The organism is Acidovorax sp. LjRoot129 (assembly GCF_964253765.1).
Classification (GTDB): Bacteria; Pseudomonadota; Gammaproteobacteria; order Burkholderiales; family Burkholderiaceae_C; genus Acidovorax.
This window is the reverse complement of record NZ_CAXUSE020000001.1, coordinates 765,222-783,302: the sequence shown is the minus strand read 5'-3', so window position 1 is coordinate 783,302 and position 18,081 is coordinate 765,222. Positions and strand designations below refer to the sequence as shown.

16 protein-coding genes are annotated in these 18,081 nt (G+C 66.0%); 13 read left to right on the top strand and 3 right to left on the bottom strand.

Annotated elements, in window-relative coordinates:
- Positions 1-3 precede the first annotated feature (3 nt).
- From ACSQ3Q_RS03680 to phhA, 4 genes are all read left to right on the top strand, one after another.
- On the top strand, positions 4-999 hold the full coding sequence (locus ACSQ3Q_RS03680) for a lipase secretion chaperone (protein ID WP_436133060.1): 996 nt from the start codon (positions 4-6) through the stop codon (positions 997-999).
- Positions 1,000-1,233: 234 nt separating this feature from the next.
- Positions 1,234-2,346: a 4-hydroxyphenylpyruvate dioxygenase gene (gene hppD / locus ACSQ3Q_RS03675; RefSeq protein ID WP_436133059.1), complete on the top strand. Its 1,113-nt coding sequence runs from the start codon at positions 1,234-1,236 to the stop codon at positions 2,344-2,346.
- 75 nt (positions 2,347-2,421) lie between these two features.
- Positions 2,422-3,393: a Bug family tripartite tricarboxylate transporter substrate binding protein gene (locus tag ACSQ3Q_RS03670; protein WP_436133058.1), complete on the top strand. Its 972-nt coding sequence runs from the start codon at positions 2,422-2,424 to the stop codon at positions 3,391-3,393.
- A gap of 65 nt (positions 3,394-3,458) precedes the next feature.
- A complete protein-coding gene (gene phhA / locus ACSQ3Q_RS03665; protein ID WP_436133057.1) occupies positions 3,459-4,298 on the top strand; it encodes a phenylalanine 4-monooxygenase in 840 nt (279 codons plus the stop codon).
- 978 nt (positions 4,299-5,276) lie between these two features.
- Here phhA and ACSQ3Q_RS03660 read toward each other — a convergent pair.
- A complete protein-coding gene (locus tag ACSQ3Q_RS03660; RefSeq protein WP_436133056.1) occupies positions 5,277-6,197 on the bottom strand; it encodes an esterase/lipase family protein in 921 nt (306 codons plus the stop codon).
- 148 nt (positions 6,198-6,345) lie between these two features.
- On the opposite strand from ACSQ3Q_RS03660, the gene ACSQ3Q_RS03655 reads away from it, so the two are divergent.
- From ACSQ3Q_RS03655 to ACSQ3Q_RS03615, 9 genes are all read left to right on the top strand, one after another.
- Positions 6,346-7,143: an FFLEELY motif protein gene (locus ACSQ3Q_RS03655; RefSeq protein WP_436133055.1), complete on the top strand. Its 798-nt coding sequence runs from the start codon at positions 6,346-6,348 to the stop codon at positions 7,141-7,143.
- 93 nt (positions 7,144-7,236) lie between these two features.
- Entirely contained in the window at positions 7,237-8,919 is a 1,683-nt protein-coding gene (locus ACSQ3Q_RS03650; RefSeq protein WP_436133054.1) for an AMP-binding protein, read from the top strand.
- Between the two features lie 541 nt (positions 8,920-9,460).
- Positions 9,461-10,414, top strand: a complete 954-nt coding sequence (locus ACSQ3Q_RS03645; RefSeq protein WP_436133053.1) for a sugar ABC transporter substrate-binding protein — start codon at positions 9,461-9,463, stop codon at positions 10,412-10,414.
- A gap of 161 nt (positions 10,415-10,575) precedes the next feature.
- A complete protein-coding gene (locus ACSQ3Q_RS03640; protein WP_436133052.1) occupies positions 10,576-12,255 on the top strand; it encodes a sugar ABC transporter ATP-binding protein in 1,680 nt (559 codons plus the stop codon).
- Entirely contained in the window at positions 12,252-13,244 is a 993-nt protein-coding gene (locus tag ACSQ3Q_RS03635; RefSeq protein WP_436133051.1) for an ABC transporter permease, read from the top strand. The genes ACSQ3Q_RS03640 and ACSQ3Q_RS03635 overlap by 4 nt, the downstream gene beginning before the upstream one ends.
- Positions 13,245-13,284: 40 nt before the next feature.
- A complete protein-coding gene (locus ACSQ3Q_RS03630; RefSeq protein WP_436133050.1) occupies positions 13,285-14,304 on the top strand; it encodes a LacI family DNA-binding transcriptional regulator in 1,020 nt (339 codons plus the stop codon).
- A 44-nt stretch (positions 14,305-14,348) separates the two neighbouring features.
- Positions 14,349-15,302, top strand: coding sequence for a ribokinase (gene rbsK, locus ACSQ3Q_RS03625; RefSeq protein WP_436136931.1), 954 nt, complete (start codon positions 14,349-14,351; stop codon positions 15,300-15,302).
- The gene (gene rbsD / locus ACSQ3Q_RS03620; RefSeq protein WP_436133049.1) at positions 15,299-15,691 is read left to right on the top strand and encodes a D-ribose pyranase; all 393 of its coding nucleotides are present in this window, start codon (positions 15,299-15,301) and stop codon (positions 15,689-15,691) included. Before rbsK ends, rbsD begins: the two co-directional genes overlap by 4 nt.
- A gap of 149 nt (positions 15,692-15,840) precedes the next feature.
- The gene (locus ACSQ3Q_RS03615) at positions 15,841-16,776 is read left to right on the top strand and encodes an MBL fold metallo-hydrolase (RefSeq protein ID WP_436133048.1); all 936 of its coding nucleotides are present in this window, start codon (positions 15,841-15,843) and stop codon (positions 16,774-16,776) included.
- A gap of 58 nt (positions 16,777-16,834) precedes the next feature.
- Here ACSQ3Q_RS03615 and ACSQ3Q_RS03610 read toward each other — a convergent pair whose 3' ends face one another.
- Positions 16,835-17,182 (bottom strand): VOC family protein, encoded by a 348-nt coding sequence (locus tag ACSQ3Q_RS03610; protein ID WP_436133047.1) that lies wholly within the window; start codon positions 17,180-17,182, stop codon positions 16,835-16,837.
- Between the two features lie 114 nt (positions 17,183-17,296).
- A complete protein-coding gene (locus tag ACSQ3Q_RS03605; RefSeq protein WP_436133046.1) occupies positions 17,297-17,641 on the bottom strand; it encodes a hypothetical protein in 345 nt (114 codons plus the stop codon).
- Positions 17,642-18,081 lie beyond the last annotated feature (440 nt).

Genomic DNA, 18,081 nt, shown 5'->3' with positions numbered 1-18,081 from the left:
GCCGTGAAGACGAGATCCCGCGCCTTCGCTGCAGGGGCGGTCGCCCTGGCCGCTGCCACGGCCGCCGTGGTCTGGTGGCTGGGCCCGCTGCAAGGCCCGCCGGGCGCGGGGGACTCGTTCTTCTCACCCCGTGCCGGCTCCCTGCAGGGAGCGGGTGCGGGGCCACAACCCGCGGCGCAGGCCCTCGAAAGCAGCTTCTTCGCCGCCCGCCGCGCCAGCGACGCGCAGCACAGTGCCGACCCGCTCTTGGTCCACGGCCTGCGCGACACCATCGAGGCCCTGCTGATGGAAGCCGGGGCCGAGGACGCAGCCGACCCCGCGGCGCTCAAGCAGCGCCTGGCCGCGCTGGTAGGAAAGCATTTCCCCGCCGCGCTGGTCACCCGGGCATTGGCACTGGCCGAGCGCTACGTGGACTACCGCGTGGCACTCGGGCAACTGCGCACGCCCAAGGACCCGACAGACCCCGCGGCCTTGCGCAACGCCCTGGAGGCGCGACACAAAGTGCGCCAGCAGTTTTTTGACAGCGCCGAGCACGACGCCCTCTTCGCGCGCGAGGCCGACCTGGACCGCTACACACTGGCCCGCCTGGAGATCGCCCGCAACACCCAGCTCACGGCCGAGCAGCGCGCGCAAGCCCTGCGCGATGCCGAGAACGAGCTGCCTGAAGCCCGCCGCGCCGAGCGCGCCGCAGCCTCCGAACACGTGAACGCCGCCGCCCAGACCGCCGCGTTCAACGCCCAGAACACCGACGAACGCACCCGCCACGCCGCCCGCAGCGCGCAGTACGGCGAGACCGCCGCCCACGCCATGGCCCAGCTCGATCGTGAAGAGCAGAACTGGCAGCAGCGGCTGGACCAGTACAGCCAGGCCCGGGCGCAGCAAAACGATGCCGCCGCTCTGCAGCAGTTGCGCCAGCAGCTCTTTAGTGCCGAAGAGCAGCAGCGCATCGATGCCGCCCTGGCGCTGCGCGCTGCGCAGCCACCCGCACGCGGGTCGTGACCGGGCCTTCTCCGCTTTCGGCCACACCGCTTCGCCCTTCCGCCCCTGCTCGCACTCCGGGCACGCACCCATGTCTCCGCCCGCGCGGCCCATCGCGCGCAGGTTTTGCGCGGTGCTTTGACCATTCGCAAGATTCCTGCAAATCCCAGCACAGACTGTCTTGATTTCGCCAGAAACATGAGGCAAGGCGCGCCTACAGTCCATGACATTCCTCAACGAATGCCGGAGACACCCATGAACGCCGCCCTGCCCGCACAAGCCGCCGCCCAAGTCGAAGCCTGGGACAACCCCATGGGCCTGATGGGGTTCGAGTTCATCGAATTCACCTCGCCCACCCCCGGCGTCCTGGAAGGTGTGTTTGAAAAGCTGGGCTTCACGCTCGTGGCCAAACACCGCTCCAAGGACGTGGTGCTGTACCGCCAGAACGGCATCAACTTCATCATCAACCGAGAACCCCAGAGCCAGGCGGCTTACTTTGGCGCCGAACACGGCCCTTCGGCCTGTGGCCTGGCCTTCCGCGTGAAGGACGCCCACAAGGCCTACAACCGCGCGCTGGAGTTGGGTGCCCAGCCCATCGAGATCCCCACCGGCCCGATGGAGCTGCGCCTGCCCGCCATCAAGGGCATCGGCGGCGCGCCGCTGTATTTGATCGACCGATTTGAAGACGGCAAGTCCATCTACGACATTGACTTCGAATTCATCGAAGGCGTGGACCGCCGCCCCGTGGGCCACGGCCTGAACCTCATCGACCACCTCACGCACAACGTGTACCGCGGCCGCATGGGCTTTTGGGCCAACTTCTACGAGAAGCTGTTCAACTTCCGCGAGATCCGCTACTTCGACATCCAGGGCGAATACACGGGCCTCACGTCCAAGGCCATGACCGCGCCCGATGGCAAGATCCGCATCCCGCTGAATGAAGAGTCCAAGCAGGGCGGCGGCCAGATCGAAGAATTCCTGATGCAGTTCAATGGTGAAGGTATCCAGCACATCGCGCTGATCTGCGACAACCTGCAGGACGTGGTGGACAAGCTGGGCATGGCCGGTGTCTCACTGGCCACCGCGCCCAACGACGTCTACTACGAAATGCTGGACACCCGCCTGCCCGGCCATGGCCAGCCGGTGCCTGAGCTGCAGTCGCGCGGCATTCTGCTCGATGGCACCACCGCCGACGGCACGCCGCGCCTGCTGCTGCAGATTTTCTCCACCCCCATGCTGGGGCCGGTGTTCTTTGAATTCATCCAGCGCGAAGGCGACTACCGCGACGGTTTTGGCGAAGGCAACTTCAAGGCGCTGTTCGAATCGCTGGAGCGCGACCAGATCCGCCGTGGGGTGTTGAACACATAAGACATCAGACATCCTGGGTAAACCCTGTACACAGGTGCCTATACTGCGCGCTCCCCGGAACTCAAAAGGATCCCGATGTCGCTCCGTAGCACCCTGTTCAGTGTTGGCCTGACCTGTGCGGCCACCATTGCCATGGCCCAAAGCCCCTCTGCCCCGCTCACCATCGTGGTGCCCTACCCCGCTGGTGGTCCGCTGGACATCTCGGCCCGCATCGTGGCCGAAGGTGCCGCAGCCCAGCTTGGCTCCATCACCGTGGAGAACAAACCGGGGGCGGGTGGTAGTACCGGTGCCGACCAGGTCGCCAAATCTCCCAAGACCAGCAATCAGTTGCTGATGGGCGCCGTGGCCACGCATGCGGTCAACCCCTGGCTCTACAAGAAGAACTTCCCGTACGACGCGCTCAAGGACTTCAAACCCATCGCGCTCGTGGCCCGCACGCCGAACGTGCTGGTGGTCAACGCCGAGCAGGCCGCCAAGCTGGGCATCAAGACGACGCCGGAGCTGGTGCAGTACCTCAAGAAGAATCCGGACCAGGCCAAGTACGGCTCGGGCGGCAACGGCAGCATCGGCCACATCTCGGCCGAGATGTTCAAGTCGCTCACCAACACCAAGATGGGCCACACGCCGTTCCAGGGCTCCAAGCCCGCGCTCGCAGCACTCGAATCCGGCCAGGTGCTGATGGTGTTCGACAACCTCGCGTCGGCGCTGCCACAGATCCAGTCGGGCAAGCTCTTGGCGCTGGGCGTGACGACCCTGAGCCGCAACGAGGCGCTGCCCAACGTGCCGAGCATCAACGACAGCGTGCAGGGCTTCAACGTGTCGACCTGGTTCGGCCTGTTTGCCCCCGCATCGCTGCCCGACGCCGACGCGCGCCGCTACGCCAACGCGTTCACCGCCGCCATGCACTCGCCGGCTGGCAAGGAGAAGTTCAAGAAGATGGGTATCACGCCCGAAGAGCTGACGCTCGACGGGTTTGCGCAGTTTGTGCGTTCGGAAAACAGCAAGTACGAGTTCCTGATCCGGGCCGCAAAAATCAAGATCGATTAGCAGCCGCGTGGGCTGGTGCGCGCCACTGTCACGGTGCGCCGACCATGGCGGCAAAGGAGAAAAAAATGGGACAAGCCCCCGTCGTCTATGGTCAATCCACCCGCCCACCCCGGGGCGACTACTCGCGCGCCAGCGAGGACTACACCTGCCCGCAGGATTACGCGAGTTACACCGCCGCCGATCACGACACCTACCGGCGCCTGTACGAGCGCCAGCGTGCCTTGCTGCCCGGCCTGGCGAGCCAGGCGTTCATTGACGCCCTGCCTTCCCTGGGCGCGAGTGACCGCATTCCGCGCTTTGAAGAGGTCAACGAGCGCCTGGTCAAAGCCACCGGCTGGGAGCTGGTGGGCGTACCCGGACTGATCCCCGAAGTACCGTTTTTCACCCTGCTGGCCAACCGCAAGTTCCCGGTGACGGACTGGATCCGCAAGCCCGAGGAGTTTGAATACATCGTCGAGCCGGACATTTTTCATGACCTGTTCGGGCATGTGCCTCTGCTGTTCAACCCCGTGTTTGCGGACTACGTGCAGCGGTATGGGCAAGGCGGGCTGAAGGCCCAGGGGCTGGGGTCTTGCGAGATGCTGAGCCGCCTGTATTGGTACACCATCGAGTTCGGGTTGATCCGTGAGGCGGGGGAGTTGCGGGCGTATGGTGCGGGGATTTTGAGCTCGTCGGGGGAGCTCGCGTATTCGGTGCAGAGTCCCGAGCCGCAGCGGATTCCTCTGGCGCTGGAGAGGACGATGCGCACGAAGTACAAGATTGATACGTACCAGCAGACGTATTTTGTGATCGATAGTTTTGAGCAGCTGTTTGAGATGACGGCGAAGGACTTTGCGCCGATTTATGAGCGGCTGCGGGGGTTGCCGGAGTTTGCTGCGGATGAGCGGGATGGGGTGGCGGCCTGATTTTTGAGTGAAATTGGGCTCTAGCGCTTTCCCAACAAGCGCTAGTAGCTATTATTTTTATAGCCAACATTCCACTCATCCACTTGAACGGGCTTGTCGAAGTTGGGGTGCTGCTCCTCCCGTTCGGGCTGAGCTTGTCGAAGCCGGGGCACGCTCGCTCGCCAGTCTGGGCGATTTGCCCATGCAGAGGGCGGGAGCCGGGGTGTGCGCCCGGCGGCGCAGTAACTTTCTTTTGGGTCGCCAAAAGAAAGTCACCAAAGAAAAGGCGACCCTACACGCTGCGTCCCCACCCGCCCTTCGGGCGAGTGGGGAAACCTGCGGTGCTCACGTCCAGCGGGGTCTCGCTCGAACTCGCTTCACTGCGTTGCGCTCAAACAATCGCGAGCCCTGATCCGCTGGCCGCTGCGCTCCTCGGCGCATCCTGAAGGGCACCCAGGGATCGGACATCCAGACGGGCCATTGCTTCGCTCGGCCCCGAACGCGCGGGCGCTTCGCGCCGCGGCCGAGCAACGCGATGGCCCGTGTGGATGTTTGGCTGTTCGGAGGTTCGGCTGTCCAACCCCTGCTGGCTGCGCCTGTGGCGGGGCGGTTGCGGGGTGAGCATGGGCGTCGGAGCGCCCATGCCTCGTCATCTAGCTCGCCGTGGCTGTCCGAGCGGCGCGCGCCAGCGCAAAGCGAGTTCCACGGCGCGCCCCGCAACCGCCCCGACGCAGGTTGCCCCGCAGCGAAGCGAAGGGGTCGCAGACTGGGGGTCGCCTTTTCTTTGGTGACTTTCTTTTGGCGACCCAAAAGAAAGTTACTCGCATGCCGGGCGACTCCCGGCCTCCACCCTCAACACGAGCAAGCTTTCCCAACCAGCACGCCAATGCTTCGACAAGCTCAGCCCGAACGGCTGTTGAAGGAGTAACTGTTCACTATAAAAACAATAGCTACTAATGCTTTATGAATAAGCGCTAGAAACCAATTTCAAACAAAACATCACCCCCGCCCCACCTCATCCAAACACTCCCCCATCACCCCCGGATGAAACGCCATCTGCACATGCGCCACCCCCTCCACCAACCGGTTATCCGCCCCCGCCAACGCAGCCGTAGTCGCCGGAAAAACAATGTTGTCGCAGTTCGAATACCAGCACGTGAATAACGCAGCCCGCCCCGCCGGCTCGGCCCGCTGCAACGCCCCCACCCACTCCCCCGCCAGACTCATCTGCCGCCCATTCACCGCCCGGCTAAACCGCCCCAGCCACGTCCCCCCATGCGGCGTGCCGAGCGTCAGCACGCGGTGGACCCGCCTCTCCTTCTGGTGATCAGCAGCAGCAGTAGCAGCACCAGCCCGCAGCCACGCCCGCGCAGCCAGCCCTCCCATGCTGTGGCACACCAGCACCGGAGCCTGCCCCGTGGCCGCCGTCACGCGCGCCACGGCCTCGTCGATGGTGTCCACGTACTCATCGATGGACCCCATCACGGGCTCCAGATTGACCGCCACAAACGCATGCCCGCGCTCACGCAGAGGCGCAAACCACGGCAGCCACAGCCCCCGGTTGCACATGAATCCATGGATCAGCACCACGCCGCGCCGGCCCGTGGGCTCAGCGGGCAGCCAGTCAGGTAACGACTGGTGGCGAAACGGTTGGCGCCAGCCGAACACCGCCAGCGCCACCCAGACCTCGGCCCACCACGCGACAAACACCTGAAACAGCCGTGCGCGGGGCGCTGCGTCGGTGCGGTTGGTCACATGCATGAGCACGAACTCGATGGCCATCACCAGCAGGTACACAGCCAGCGGGATCAACGCGCCCAGCAGCGCAAGCCCGGGGGACCGGGGCCATTGCCATGCCAGCCAGGCCGCCATGGCCGTGAGGATGAAGAGAAGAAAAGCTCGTTGCCAGCGCGCAATCATGGTTCTGTGCGGGGGAGGGAAATGGACAGGGGGATGGTGTAATTGACGACCAGTTCACCGCATTGTGCGGCCTGGCCTAAGAGGCCCGGGGCGCGCGGGAGCAGTAGCAGCAACAACACCGGTGCCACCTCAGCAAAGGCCTCACACCATGAACGCAGCCCAGACCATCCGCGATCGCATTGCCGAGGTCACCGCCCTGCGGCTGCACCGCACGGGCGACCCGGCGCTGGGCGCAGCGGTGGGCCGGGTCAAGACGCTGCAGGCGCAGCGTTTTCGGGGCACCTATGCGGACCTGATGGCATCGCCAGCGTTTGGCCCCGCCGCCCGCTTCTTTCTGGAAGAGCTGTACAGCGACTCCGACTACAGCGCCCGCGACCAGCAGTTTGGCCGCATTGCGGGCACGCTGCAGTCCATGTTTCCCCAAGCGGTGGTGGCCACCGCAGTGGCCCTGGCCGTGCTGCATGCGCAGACCGAAGCGCTGGACCAAGCGATGGGCCAGGCGTGGGCCAGCGCACAGCCCGACTCCGCCACCACCAGCACTGCGGGCACGGCAGGCGTGGCGGGCACTGCGAGCGATGCTGCCAGCGATGCCACCCGCTACGTGGCCGCTTGGCGCGCCGTGGGCGACCGCGCTGGGCGCGCGTTGCAACTTCAGCGTGTGCTGTCCATGGGCACAGACCTCGCGCGCCTGACGCGCACGCCCGGCCTTCGCATGATGCTGCGCATGATGCGGGCACCGGCCCACGCAGCCGGCATGGGCGCGCTGCAGCAGTTTTTGGAAGCGGGCTTCGACACCTTTGGCCAGCTGGCGCGCCAGCGCGGCGGTGTCGAGCAGTTCCTGGCCACCATCGAGGCGCGCGAGCGTGCGCTCATGGCCGATCTCTTTGATACCGAACGTGTCGCCTGCGAGACCCAGCTACTCCGCACCCTAGGACAAGCCCGGTAGCTGATCCACCCCCTGCGCTCCCACAATCTGTGCCCAGCCGCTCGACGCCGAGCGCACGCGAAAACAAGCGAACACAGCTAAGGAACCAAGCGCATGGAAAAGATCTGGCTCAAGAGCTACCCACCGGGCGTACCGCATGACGTGCAGCCCGAGCAATACCGCTCTGTAGCCCACCTGCTGGAAGAGTCCTTCCGCAAACACGCATCGAGCCCGTTTTCGGTCTGCATGGACCGCTGGATGACCTACGGCGAGCTGGAGCGCCGCTCCGCCGCCCTGGGCGCCTACCTCCAGAGCCTGGGCCTTGAGCCCGGCGCGCGCGTGGCGATCATGCTGCCCAACCTGCCGCAGTTTGGCGTGACCATGGCCGCCGTGCTGCGCGCAGGCTACACCTGCGTCAACGTCAACCCGCTGTACACCGCACGCGAACTGGAGCACCAGCTCAAGGACTCCGGCGCCACCGCCATCGTGATCCTGGAGAACTTTGCGCACACGCTGGCCGAGGTGGTGGACCGCACTGCCGTCAAGCATGTGGTGATGACCGCCATGGGCGACCTGCTGGGCGCCGCGTTCGGCACCTGGATCACGTTCGCCGTGCGCCACCTGGCCAAGATGGTGCCCGCGTACGAGCTGCCGCTGACCCACGGCCGCAAGGTGGTTTCTTTCAAGAAGGCGCTGTCGCTGGGCGAGCACAAGTCGCTGGCACCGAGCCAGGCCACGCTCGACTCGATTGCCTTCCTGCAGTACACGGGCGGCACCACGGGCCTGTCGAAGGGGGCGGTGCTTACCCACCGCAACATCGTGGCCGCCACGCTGCAGGCCGAGGCCTGGTTCACGCCGGCGCTGTCCAAGGTGGGCGACGTGAGCAAGGCCAACTCCATTGCCGCGCTGCCGCTGTACCACATCTTCGCGCTCACGCTGTGCCTGCTGGCCATCCGCCAGGGCTCCAGCATGACACTGATCCCCAACCCGCGCGACATTCCGAAGTTTGTGGCCGAGCTGAAAAAGCGCCCCTTCCACATGCTGCCCGCGGTGAACACGCTGTTCAACGCCCTCTTGCAAAACCCACAGTTCCGGGCGCTCGACTTCTCGCACCTGTGCGTGTCGCAGGCCGGCGGCATGGCGGCCAGCGAAGGCACGGCCAAGCAGTGGCAGAAGGTGACCGGCAGCACCATGATCGAAGGCTGGGGCATGAGCGAGACCTGCGCCATCGGCACCAACAACCCGGTGCTCAGCACCACCTTCAGCGGCAACATCGGGCTGCCGCTGCCGGGCATCGACATTGCCATCAAGGACGACGCGGGCAACAGCGTGGCCCAGGGCGAATCGGGCGAGATCTGCATCCGCGGCCCCAATGTGATGGTCGGCTACTACAACCAGCCCGAAGAGAACGCCAAGGCCTTCACACCCGACGGCTTCATGCGCACGGGCGACATCGGCATCATGGACGCGCAGGGCTACACCCGCATCATTGACCGCAAGAAGGACATGATCCTGGTGAGCGGCTTCAATGTGTTCCCCAACGAGCTGGAGCAGGTCATCAGCCTGTGCCCCGGCGTGGTGGAATGCGCGGCCATCGGCATCCCGGACGAGAAGCAGGGCGAGGCGATCAAGGTGTTCATCATCAAGAACGACCCGACCCTGAGCGAAGAGGACGTGGCCCGCTTCTGCCAGGAGAACCTGACGGGCTACAAGCGGCCCAAGTACATCGAGTTCCGCGATGAGCTGCCCAAGAGCAACGTGGGCAAGATCCTGCGGCGCGAGCTTCGCAAGGCGTAGGGAGTTGGGCTCAAGGCGCGGCCACTGATTGGCCCACTGAACCCCACACACCAAGGGCGCTTCGGCGCCTTTTTCTTTGCCTGCTCTGTTCCCTTGGATCGCGCCGGCGAGCTGAATTGCACCGCGGCGTCTGTGGAAAACCGTCAACTGGGAATTCATGACATTCCCACAATTCTTCGGGTTTTCACCAACCCGCAAACGTTTGCGCAAACGTTTGCTTTCGATATGATCCGCGGGCGACAAAGGCGATCGGTGCGCGCATCCAGGCTCCAAGCCCAGGGTTCACGCACCTGGAATCCACCGTGGCCCCTAGGGTGGTGTTGCATGCTTGACGGCACATTAAAGCCGATGGATTTTTGGTCAGGGCAAGGCGCAAACCACAGCCATACCGGTAGGTATCGCGAGGATTTGCAACGCAGCCCTGGCCGAAAAGACGCGGTTTGAAGTGCCGGGTAGCGTGCAACACCACACTGGCGGGCGACGTCCGGATTTTTCACGCCGCTGTCGGTTGCCTGCTTTCACTATTCCAACAGGAGACACCATGCAGTTCACCCGCCGTTCCGTTCAAACCGCCGCCGCCCTTGCCGTTTTGGGCGGCCTGCTCGCCAGCCCCGCCTTGGCGCAAGACAAGCCCAAGATCGCGCTCGTCATGAAATCGCTGGCCAACGAGTTCTTCCGCACCATGGAAGACGGCGCCAAGGCGCACCAGAAGGCGCACGCCAGCGAGTACACGCTGGTGGCCAACGGCATCAAGAACGAGACCGACACGGCAGCCCAGATCAAGATGGTCGAGCAGGCCGTGGCCCAAAAAGCCAGCGCCATCGTGATCGCCCCGGCCGATTCCAAGGCCCTGGTGCCCGCCGTCAAGGCCGCCATCGACAAGGGCGTCATCGTGATCAACATCGACAACCAGCTCGATGCCGATGCGCTGAAGGAAAAGAACATCACCGTGCCCTTCGTCGGCCCGGACAACCGCGTAGGCGCCAAGCTGGTGGGCGACCACCTGGCCAAGAGCCTGAAGGCCGGCGACAAGGTGGGCATCATCGAAGGCGTGTCGACCACCTTCAATGCGCAGCAGCGCACCTTGGGCTATCAGGACGCGATGAAGGCCGCCAACATCACCGTGGTGGGCGTGCAGTCCGGCAACTGGGAGATCGAAAAAGGCAACACCGTGGCAGCCGGCATGATGCGCGAGCACCCTGACCTCGTGGCCCTCTTGGCCGGCAACGACAGCATGGCACTGGGTGCCGTGGCCGCCGTGAAGGCCGCGGGCAAGGCCGGCAAGGTGCAGGTGGTGGGCTACGACAACATCGGCGCCATCAAGCCCATGCTGGCCGACGGCCGCGTGCTGGCCACCGCCGACCAGTACGCCGCCAAGCAGGCCGTGTTCGGCATCGAGCTGGCCCAGAAGGCCATCGCCGCCAAGACGCCGCAGAACCAGTTGCCCGCTGCGGTGAAGACCGACGTGGTCCTGGTGACCAAGGGCAGCAAGTAACCCCAGCACCCGCACGACGCACTCAGCGATTTCCGCCCGCCCTTCTTTACCCGTTCTCCCTGAGCCTGTCGAAGGGCAGCCCCAAGGCGCCCTGGCTTCGACAAGCTCAGCCCGAACAGATGGGGGGTGCGGTTCAATCGCCACAACAACCCAGCCACACCATGCCCCAGACGCCAACATCCACCCCGCCCGCGCCGCCCACCCCGCTGCTGTGCATCGACGCGGTCGGCAAGGACTACAGCGCCACCACCGTGCTCGACGGGGTGACGCTTGCGCTGAACGCGGGCGAGGTGTTGGCGCTGACGGGCGAGAACGGCGCAGGCAAAAGCACGCTGTCCAAGATCGTCTGCGGACTCACGTCTGCCACGCGTGGCGGCATGCGGCTGGCCGGGCAGACCTTTGCCCCGGCCTCTCGCCGCGAGGCCGAGCAGCACGGCGTGCGCATGGTGATGCAGGAGCTGGGCCTGGTGCCCACGCTCACTGTGGCCGAGAACCTGCTGCTGGGCCGCCTGCCCAACCGCGCGGGCTGGCTGCAACGTGACGTGCTGCATGCCGCGGCGCGCACGCAGCTGGCCAAGATCGGCCTCGAATCCATCGACCCGGCCACGCCGGTGTCGCAACTGGGCATCGGCCAGCAGCAGATGGTGGAGATCGCCCGCAACCTGCAGGACGACACGCGCATCCTGGTGCTGGACGAACCCACCGCCATGCTCACGCCGCGCGAGACCACCTACCTGTTCGACCAGATCGCGCGGCTGACCGCGCGGGGCGTGGCCATCGTCTACGTATCGCACCGGCTTGAAGAACTGCGCCGCATCGCCGACCGTGTCGCTGTGCTGCGCGACGGCCGGCTGGTGGACGTGCTGGCCATGGCCGGCTTGTCGGAAGACGCGCTGGTGCAGCGCATGGTGGGGCGATCGGTCAACGACCTGGAACACCGCCCGCGCCGCACGGCCGGGCCGGTGGTGATGGAAGTCAACGGCATCGGCCGGGGCACGGCCGTGCAGGACGTGAGCCTCAGCCTGCGCGCAGGCGAGGTGTTCGGCGTGGCGGGCCTCGTGGGCTCGGGCCGCACCGAGCTGATCCGCCTGCTGTTCGGTGCGGACCGTGCAGACGAGGGCAGCATCACGCTGCATGCACCGGATTTAAAGCAAAAACAGGCTCCAGCGCTTGATACACAAGCGATAATAGCTACTAATTTAATAGCAAACAAGATTGACAGAGGTTTTGCCTCTCCCCTGCAGGCCATCCGCGCCGGCATCGGCCTGGTCACCGAAGACCGCAAGTCGCAGGGCCTGCTGCTGGCCCAGCCCATCCGCATCAACGCCACGCTGTCCGACCTGTCGGCGGTGTCGCGCGGTGGCTGGCTGCAGCGTGCGCTGGAGCACCGGCTGGTGCAGGGCTTTGTGCGCACGCTCAGCATCCGCTGCAAAGATGGCGAGCAGCCCGTGGGCCAGCTGTCGGGCGGCAACCAGCAAAAGGTCGTCTTTGCCCGCTGGCTGCACCGCCCGGTGCGCGTGCTGCTGCTGGACGAGCCCACGCGCGGCGTGGACGTGGGCGCACGCGCCGAGATTTATACCGAGCTGGACCGCATGGCCGACGAAGGCCGCGCGCTGCTTATGGTGTCGTCCGACCTGCGCGAGCTCATGGCCATGGCCGACCGCATCGGCGTGATGAGCGCCGGCCGCCTGGTGGCCGTGTTCGAGCGCGGCGAGTGGTCCGAGCAGTCGCTGCTGGCCGCCGCGTTTTCTGACACGGCTGGACGCGCCACGGAGCCGGCCGCCGCCGCACCCTCTTCTTCCCGCGGGCCTTCGTCCGCACCCTCTTCCGCCATCGCATGAACGCCGCAGCCCCCTCCCCCACCACACCTCCCGCCCCGCGCTCAACCCCGGTGTGGCGCAGCCAGCTCGGCACTTACCTCGGGCTGCTGGCCGTGCTGGCCGGCATGGTGGGCCTGTTCTCGTGGATGTCCGAATACTTTTGGAGCCCCGCGACCTTCATCACCATCGCCAACGAGATCCCGGCCCTGGCCGTGATGGCGGTGGGCATGACCTTCGTGCTGATCATCGCGGGCATTGATTTGTCGGTGGGCTCGGTGATGGCGCTGTCGGCCGCCACGTCCGCGGCCGCCATCCTGCAGTGGGGCTGGACGGTGCCGGCCGCGGCCGCGCTGGCGCTGGCCACGGGCCTGGTGTGCGGCACCATCACGGGCTCCATCTCGGTGGCCTGGCGGCTGCCTTCGTTCATCGTCTCGCTGGGCATGCTCGAAGCCGTGCGTGGCAGCGCCTACCTGGTCACCGACTCGCGCACGCAGTACGTGGGCGATGCGATCTCGTGGCTGGCCGCGCCGTTCTTCGGCGGCATCTCGGTGGCCTTTTTGATCGCACTGGTGCTGGTGGTGGTGGCGCAACTGGTGCTCACGCGCACGGTGTTCGGCCGCTCGGTCGTGGGCATCGGCACCAACGAAGAGGCCATGCGCCTGGCGGGCGTGGACCCGCGCCCGGTGCGCATCATCGTGTTCGCGCTCACCGGCTTGCTCGCGGGCCTGGCGGGCCTCATGCAGTCGGCACGCCTTGAAGCGGCCGACCCCAACGCGGGCTCGGGCATGGAGCTGCAGGTCATCGCCGCGGTGGTGATTGGCGGCACCAGCCTCATGGGCGGGCGCGGCTCGGTGGTGACCACCGCGTTCGGCGTGCTGATCATCGCGGTGCTGGAGGCGGGCCTGGCCCAGGTGGGCGCGAGCGAGCCGAGCAAGCGCATCATCACGGGCTGCGTGATCGTGGCCGCCGTCATCGTGGACACGCTGCGCCAGCGCCGCGCCGCCGTTTAAAAACACTGACCACTAACTACCGAATCCGCTTCCCCACCCCATGGCTACTATCAAGGACGTTGCGCGCCACGCCGACGTATCGGTCACCACCGTGTCCCACGTGGTCAACGGCACGCGCCGCGTGAGCCCGGAGGGCCGCGAGCGCGTCGAAAAAGCCATCCGCGCCCTGGGCTACGTGCCCAGCGCCATCGCACGCAGCCTGAAGAGCAACAACACGCGCACGCTGGGCATGCTGATCCCCAACAGCTCCAACCCCTACTTCGCCGAGATCGTGCACAGCGTGGAAGACCGCTGCTTCGGCGCGGGCTACAACGTCATCCTGTGCAACACCAACGACGAGGCGCACCGCCAGGGCAGCTACCTGCAGGTGCTGGCCGAGCGCCGCATCGACGGGCTGATCGTCGTCTCCACCGGCCATGACGCCACGCTGCCCACGCAGCTGGCGGGCCTGTCCATCCCCACCGTGCTGGTGGACCGCGAGATCGAGATCGCCGAGCTGCCCTGCGACCTGGTCGAGACCGCCCACATGCAGGGCGGGCAACTGGCCACGCGCCACCTGCTGGAGCTGGGCCACCGCCGCATCGCCTGCATCGGCGGACCGGCCGGACTGGTGCCCAGCGAGCAGCGCATCGCCGGCTGGCGCGCCGCGCTGGCCGACGCCGGCTGCGGCGATGGCGACGGCCTGCTGTGGCATGGCAACTTCACCAGCCAGGGCGGCTACGACGCCATGCACGCCGTGCTGCGCGCGCCCACGCCGCCCACCGCGGTCTTCGTCTGCAACGACCTCATGGCCATGGGCGCGCTGTGCGCCGCGCACGAACGCAACCTGCGCGTGCCCGAGGCGCTGTCCATCGTCGGCTTTGACGACATCGAGCTGGCCGCCTTTACCAGCCCGCCGCTCACCACGGTGGCCCAGCCCAAGCAGCGCATCGGCGCGCTGGCGGTGGACATGCTGCTCGAACGCATCGATGGCAAGCGCCAGGACGTGCGCAAGGTGATGCTGCAGCCCGAGCTGCGCGTGCGCTCATCGACCGCGCGCGCGCCGGAAGACCGCGCATGAGCACGGCAGTGAACGCAACAGGCGCCGGTCCGGCAACGACCGCGATGACCGACTCGGCCCCAGGGCCCGCACCCCGCATTGCCGTCGTCGGCAGCCTGAACATGGACCTGGTGCTCCAGGTCGCCCGCGCGCCCGAGGCCGGCGAGACCGTGCTGGCCGACGGCCTGCACCTGGTGCCCGGCGGCAAGGGCGGCAACCAGGCCGTGGCCTGCGCGCGCCAGGGTGCCAGCGTGCACCTCTTCGGCCGCCTGGGCGACGACGGCTACGGCCGCACGCTGCGCGCGGCGCTCAAGGCCGACGGCATTGACCACACCGGCGTACAGACCGACCTGGGCACCACGACCGGCGTGGCCGCCATCACTGTGGAAGCCACGGGCCAGAACCGCATCGTCGTGGTGCCGGGCGCCAATGGCCGCTTTGTGCTGGATGCCAGCGCGCTGGACGGTGCGCTGCACGGCGCTGCCGGCTTGGTCCTGCAGTTTGAAATACCACTGCCCGAGGTGCTGGCTGCCGCAGAACGCGCACACGCCGCCGACTGCCCCGTCGTGCTCAATCCCTCGCCCATCCAGCCCCTGCCCGAAACCCTTTGGCCGCTGCTGCACACGCTGGTGGTCAACGAGGTGGAAGCCGCCGCCCTGGCCGGCGTTGCCGTCGACACCCCGCAAGATGCCGCCGCGGCCGCACAAGCCCTGCGCGGCCGCGGGCCCGCCCAGGTGGTGGTCACGCTCGGTGCCGCTGGCGCCGTGGCGGCCGATGCCGACGGCTGCCGCCACCACCCTGGCATGTCGGTGCGGGCGGTGGACACCACCGCCGCCGGCGACACTTTTCTGGGCGCGCTCGCCGTGGCCCTGGCGCGCGGCGAGAGCCTGGATGCAGGCGTCCGACATGGCATCCGCGCCGCGGCACTGTGTGTCACCCAGCACGGCGCGCAGCCGTCCATCCCCACCCGCGCCGCCGTGGCGCAAAGCCCCCAACCGCCCGACTGGATCGCCCTGTGAAACGCACCACCCTGCTGCACGCCGAACTCTCCCACGCCATCGCCAGCCTGGGCCATGGCGACATGCTGGTGATCGGCGACGCAGGCCTGCCCATCCCCGACGGCCCGCGCCGCATCGACCTGGCCCTGACCCCCGGCATCCCTACCGTGGCCGAGGTGCTGCGCGTGGTGCTGTCCGAGATGCAGGTCGAGCACGCCTTCATCGCCACCGAAGCCGTGGAGCGCAGCGCAGGTGCCCCGCCCGTGTGGTGCACCGGCCTGCCTGTGGCGCCCACACCCATTGCGCATGAAGAGTTCAAGCGCCGCACGTACAACGCGCGTGTGATGGTGCGCACGGGGGAATGCACGCCATATGCGAACGTGATCCTGGTGGCTGGCGTCACGTTCTGAAACAACATCGGCACCGCAGAGTGGTGCCGTTTACGGGTTTTGCATAGCCTGCGCGTGCATCAGGCTGGGTTACGCTGGTCGGCAGCCCGCCCCGGGCGGCCATGGCATGACGAAGGCCAAGGCCCGCCGCCAGCCCCATCCCGCCCTCCATGCCCCACAGCCCCGCGCCCCACGACCTGCTTCCGCCTGAGATCACCGTCCTGGAGCGCGGCTGGCTCTCTGCCAACAACATCCTCTTCATCGGCCACCACGACACCGCGCTGGTCGACACCGGCTACTGCAGCCACGCCGACCAGACCGTGGCCCTGGTGCAGGATGCGCTGGCAGGCCGAACGCTCGACCGGGTGCTCAACACCCATCTGCACAGCGACCACTGCGGCGGCAACGCAGCCCTGCAAAAGGCCTGGCCCCGCGTGCTGACGGCCATCCCACCCGGGCAGGCACGCCATGTGCGGCAGTGGAACGCCTACGCGCTGAGCTACACCCCCACCGGCCAGGAATGCCCGCAGTTTCGCGCCGACACGCTGCTCGAGCCCGGCTCCTGCGTGTTGCTCGGCGACAAGCCCTGGCACGTGCATGCGGCCCCGGGGCACGACCCGCATTCGGTGGTGCTGTTCAACGCACAGGACGGCGTGCTGATCTCGGCCGACGCCCTGTGGGAAAACGGCTTTGGCGTGGTCTTCCCCGAGCTGGAGGGCGACAGCGCCTTCGCCGAGGTGTCAGCCACGCTGGACGTGATCGAGTCACTGGCGCCCAAGGTCGTCATCCCGGGCCACGGGCCGGTGTTTGCCGACGCACCCCGCGCCATCGAAGGAGCCCGCCGCAGGTTGGAGGGCTTTGTGCGCAACCCGCAGAAACACGCGCTTTATGCGGCCAAGGTGTTGCTCAAGTACAAGCTGCTCGAATGGCAGCAGATCAGCATGTCCGACCTCACCGCCTGGGCCCAGGCCACGCCGTATTTCGGCATGCTGCACGAACGCCACTTTGGCGATCAGGCGCAGGGGGAGTGGCTGCAGAGCCTGGCGGAAGATTTAGTGCGCTCTGGGGCGGCGCTGCGCGAGGGGGAGATGCTGCATAACGCGTGAGTAGGCGGGGTGCGTGCATGGCCACGCTTTAATCTGCCACCCGAAGCGGAATTTCAGTCTATTGCCCGCCCATTGCCTGTTGGAACGCGATCAGATACCCGTTGCAATCAGCCACGGCAAATTCTCTGCTGCCATAGGTCATGTCTTGTAGAGGCCAAGCAATAGACGTTTTGTCTTTGATGATAGAAAAATATTCGTCCACATCTGCGACCGTGAGGTAAATCGTCCCTGAAAGGATGGGATTCGCGTGCCACAAATCTCGGTCCGTGAAAACGAGTCGGGCGCCATCCTTCGAGACCGTGATCGTGCTGTCGGCGGTTGAAATGGCGCTGAACCCAAGCACAGATTCGTAAAAGTTTCTCGTCTGCTCGATCTCGAAGCATCGCAACAGAATAGACAAAGTCATGTTTACTCCAGAAAGCAACGTTGGTGGTTGGCCGGTTCCGCGCCCTATGGTTCAGCTCAGGGTGCTGCAGCATCCGGCTCGACACAGTCCTCGAGAATCGCCGCTACCGGCCGTTCAGGGCGGCCAAGCTTTCGCCCCTTGCCGCAAGCGGCTCAGGCCAGAGAACAACAAGGCAATTCCCCCGCCCCATATCGCACTTGTTAAAACTGCCGGGATGACGAAACCACCGATGCCGTTGTAGGTCAGGCTGCGCCCGGGAGAAGTCAGCAAGTTCGCAAGGGGCTGCGCCCACTCTGCCATGCTGCTATCGAGCCATGTCCACTGGGCGCGATCTTTGAAGCCAAGCCCCAAGCCCGCGTACATGAGTGGGACCATCCAAAAGAACGCTGTGAAGAATGCGTGTGCCAAAGCGCCGATGATTGTCAGGCGCCAGACGGATGGGTTTGGTTGGGGAGTCAAGTCGATGTCCGTTCGTTGCGAGTGCGGCCGTACACGAAGCATAGCCACTGTGATGGGCATGCTGCTGGGCAGACTGGTCGGTGCCACTGGTCTACTCGGGGTGACGACTGCTTACAGCGGCGCACGCGACAGATGACTATCCTTTGGCGCCTCACAACGAGATGCGCTGCGCGCTCCCGATTGCCATGCTTCAACGAACACTGCTTTTTTCGGTTGCGCTGCTTGCCGGATGCAGCGCCACTCCTGAAACCGTACACGTTCAGATCTTGCCGACAGAGTACAAAACGGGGAATGTGAGATCGGCTCTCGCCACCCCTGTGGTGGACGAGGTAGTTCGCCTCAAACCTGAAAGGGTTCACCTTTCGATGTGCCGTTCAACGCCCAATGCGAAAGTGCTCCAATTCAGCACTGAGCTGCAAGCGCGCAGCGGAGCAAAGGTT

Coding starts and splice junctions, on each gene's coding strand:
- hppD (WP_436133059.1), top strand. CDS start 1,234: ATGAACGCCGCCCTGCCCGCACAAGCCGCCGCCCAAGTCGAAGCCTGG.
- ACSQ3Q_RS03670 (WP_436133058.1), top strand. CDS start 2,422: ATGTCGCTCCGTAGCACCCTGTTCAGTGTTGGCCTGACCTGTGCGGCC.
- phhA (WP_436133057.1), top strand. CDS start 3,459: ATGGGACAAGCCCCCGTCGTCTATGGTCAATCCACCCGCCCACCCCGG.
- ACSQ3Q_RS03660 (WP_436133056.1), bottom strand. CDS start 6,197: ATGATTGCGCGCTGGCAACGAGCTTTTCTTCTCTTCATCCTCACGGCC.
- ACSQ3Q_RS03655 (WP_436133055.1), top strand. CDS start 6,346: ATGAACGCAGCCCAGACCATCCGCGATCGCATTGCCGAGGTCACCGCC.
- ACSQ3Q_RS03650 (WP_436133054.1), top strand. CDS start 7,237: ATGGAAAAGATCTGGCTCAAGAGCTACCCACCGGGCGTACCGCATGAC.
- ACSQ3Q_RS03645 (WP_436133053.1), top strand. CDS start 9,461: ATGCAGTTCACCCGCCGTTCCGTTCAAACCGCCGCCGCCCTTGCCGTT.
- ACSQ3Q_RS03640 (WP_436133052.1), top strand. CDS start 10,576: ATGCCCCAGACGCCAACATCCACCCCGCCCGCGCCGCCCACCCCGCTG.
- ACSQ3Q_RS03635 (WP_436133051.1), top strand. CDS start 12,252: ATGAACGCCGCAGCCCCCTCCCCCACCACACCTCCCGCCCCGCGCTCA.
- ACSQ3Q_RS03630 (WP_436133050.1), top strand. CDS start 13,285: ATGGCTACTATCAAGGACGTTGCGCGCCACGCCGACGTATCGGTCACC.
- rbsK (WP_436136931.1), top strand. CDS start 14,349: ATGACCGACTCGGCCCCAGGGCCCGCACCCCGCATTGCCGTCGTCGGC.
- ACSQ3Q_RS03615 (WP_436133048.1), top strand. CDS start 15,841: ATGCCCCACAGCCCCGCGCCCCACGACCTGCTTCCGCCTGAGATCACC.
- ACSQ3Q_RS03610 (WP_436133047.1), bottom strand. CDS start 17,182: ATGACTTTGTCTATTCTGTTGCGATGCTTCGAGATCGAGCAGACGAGA.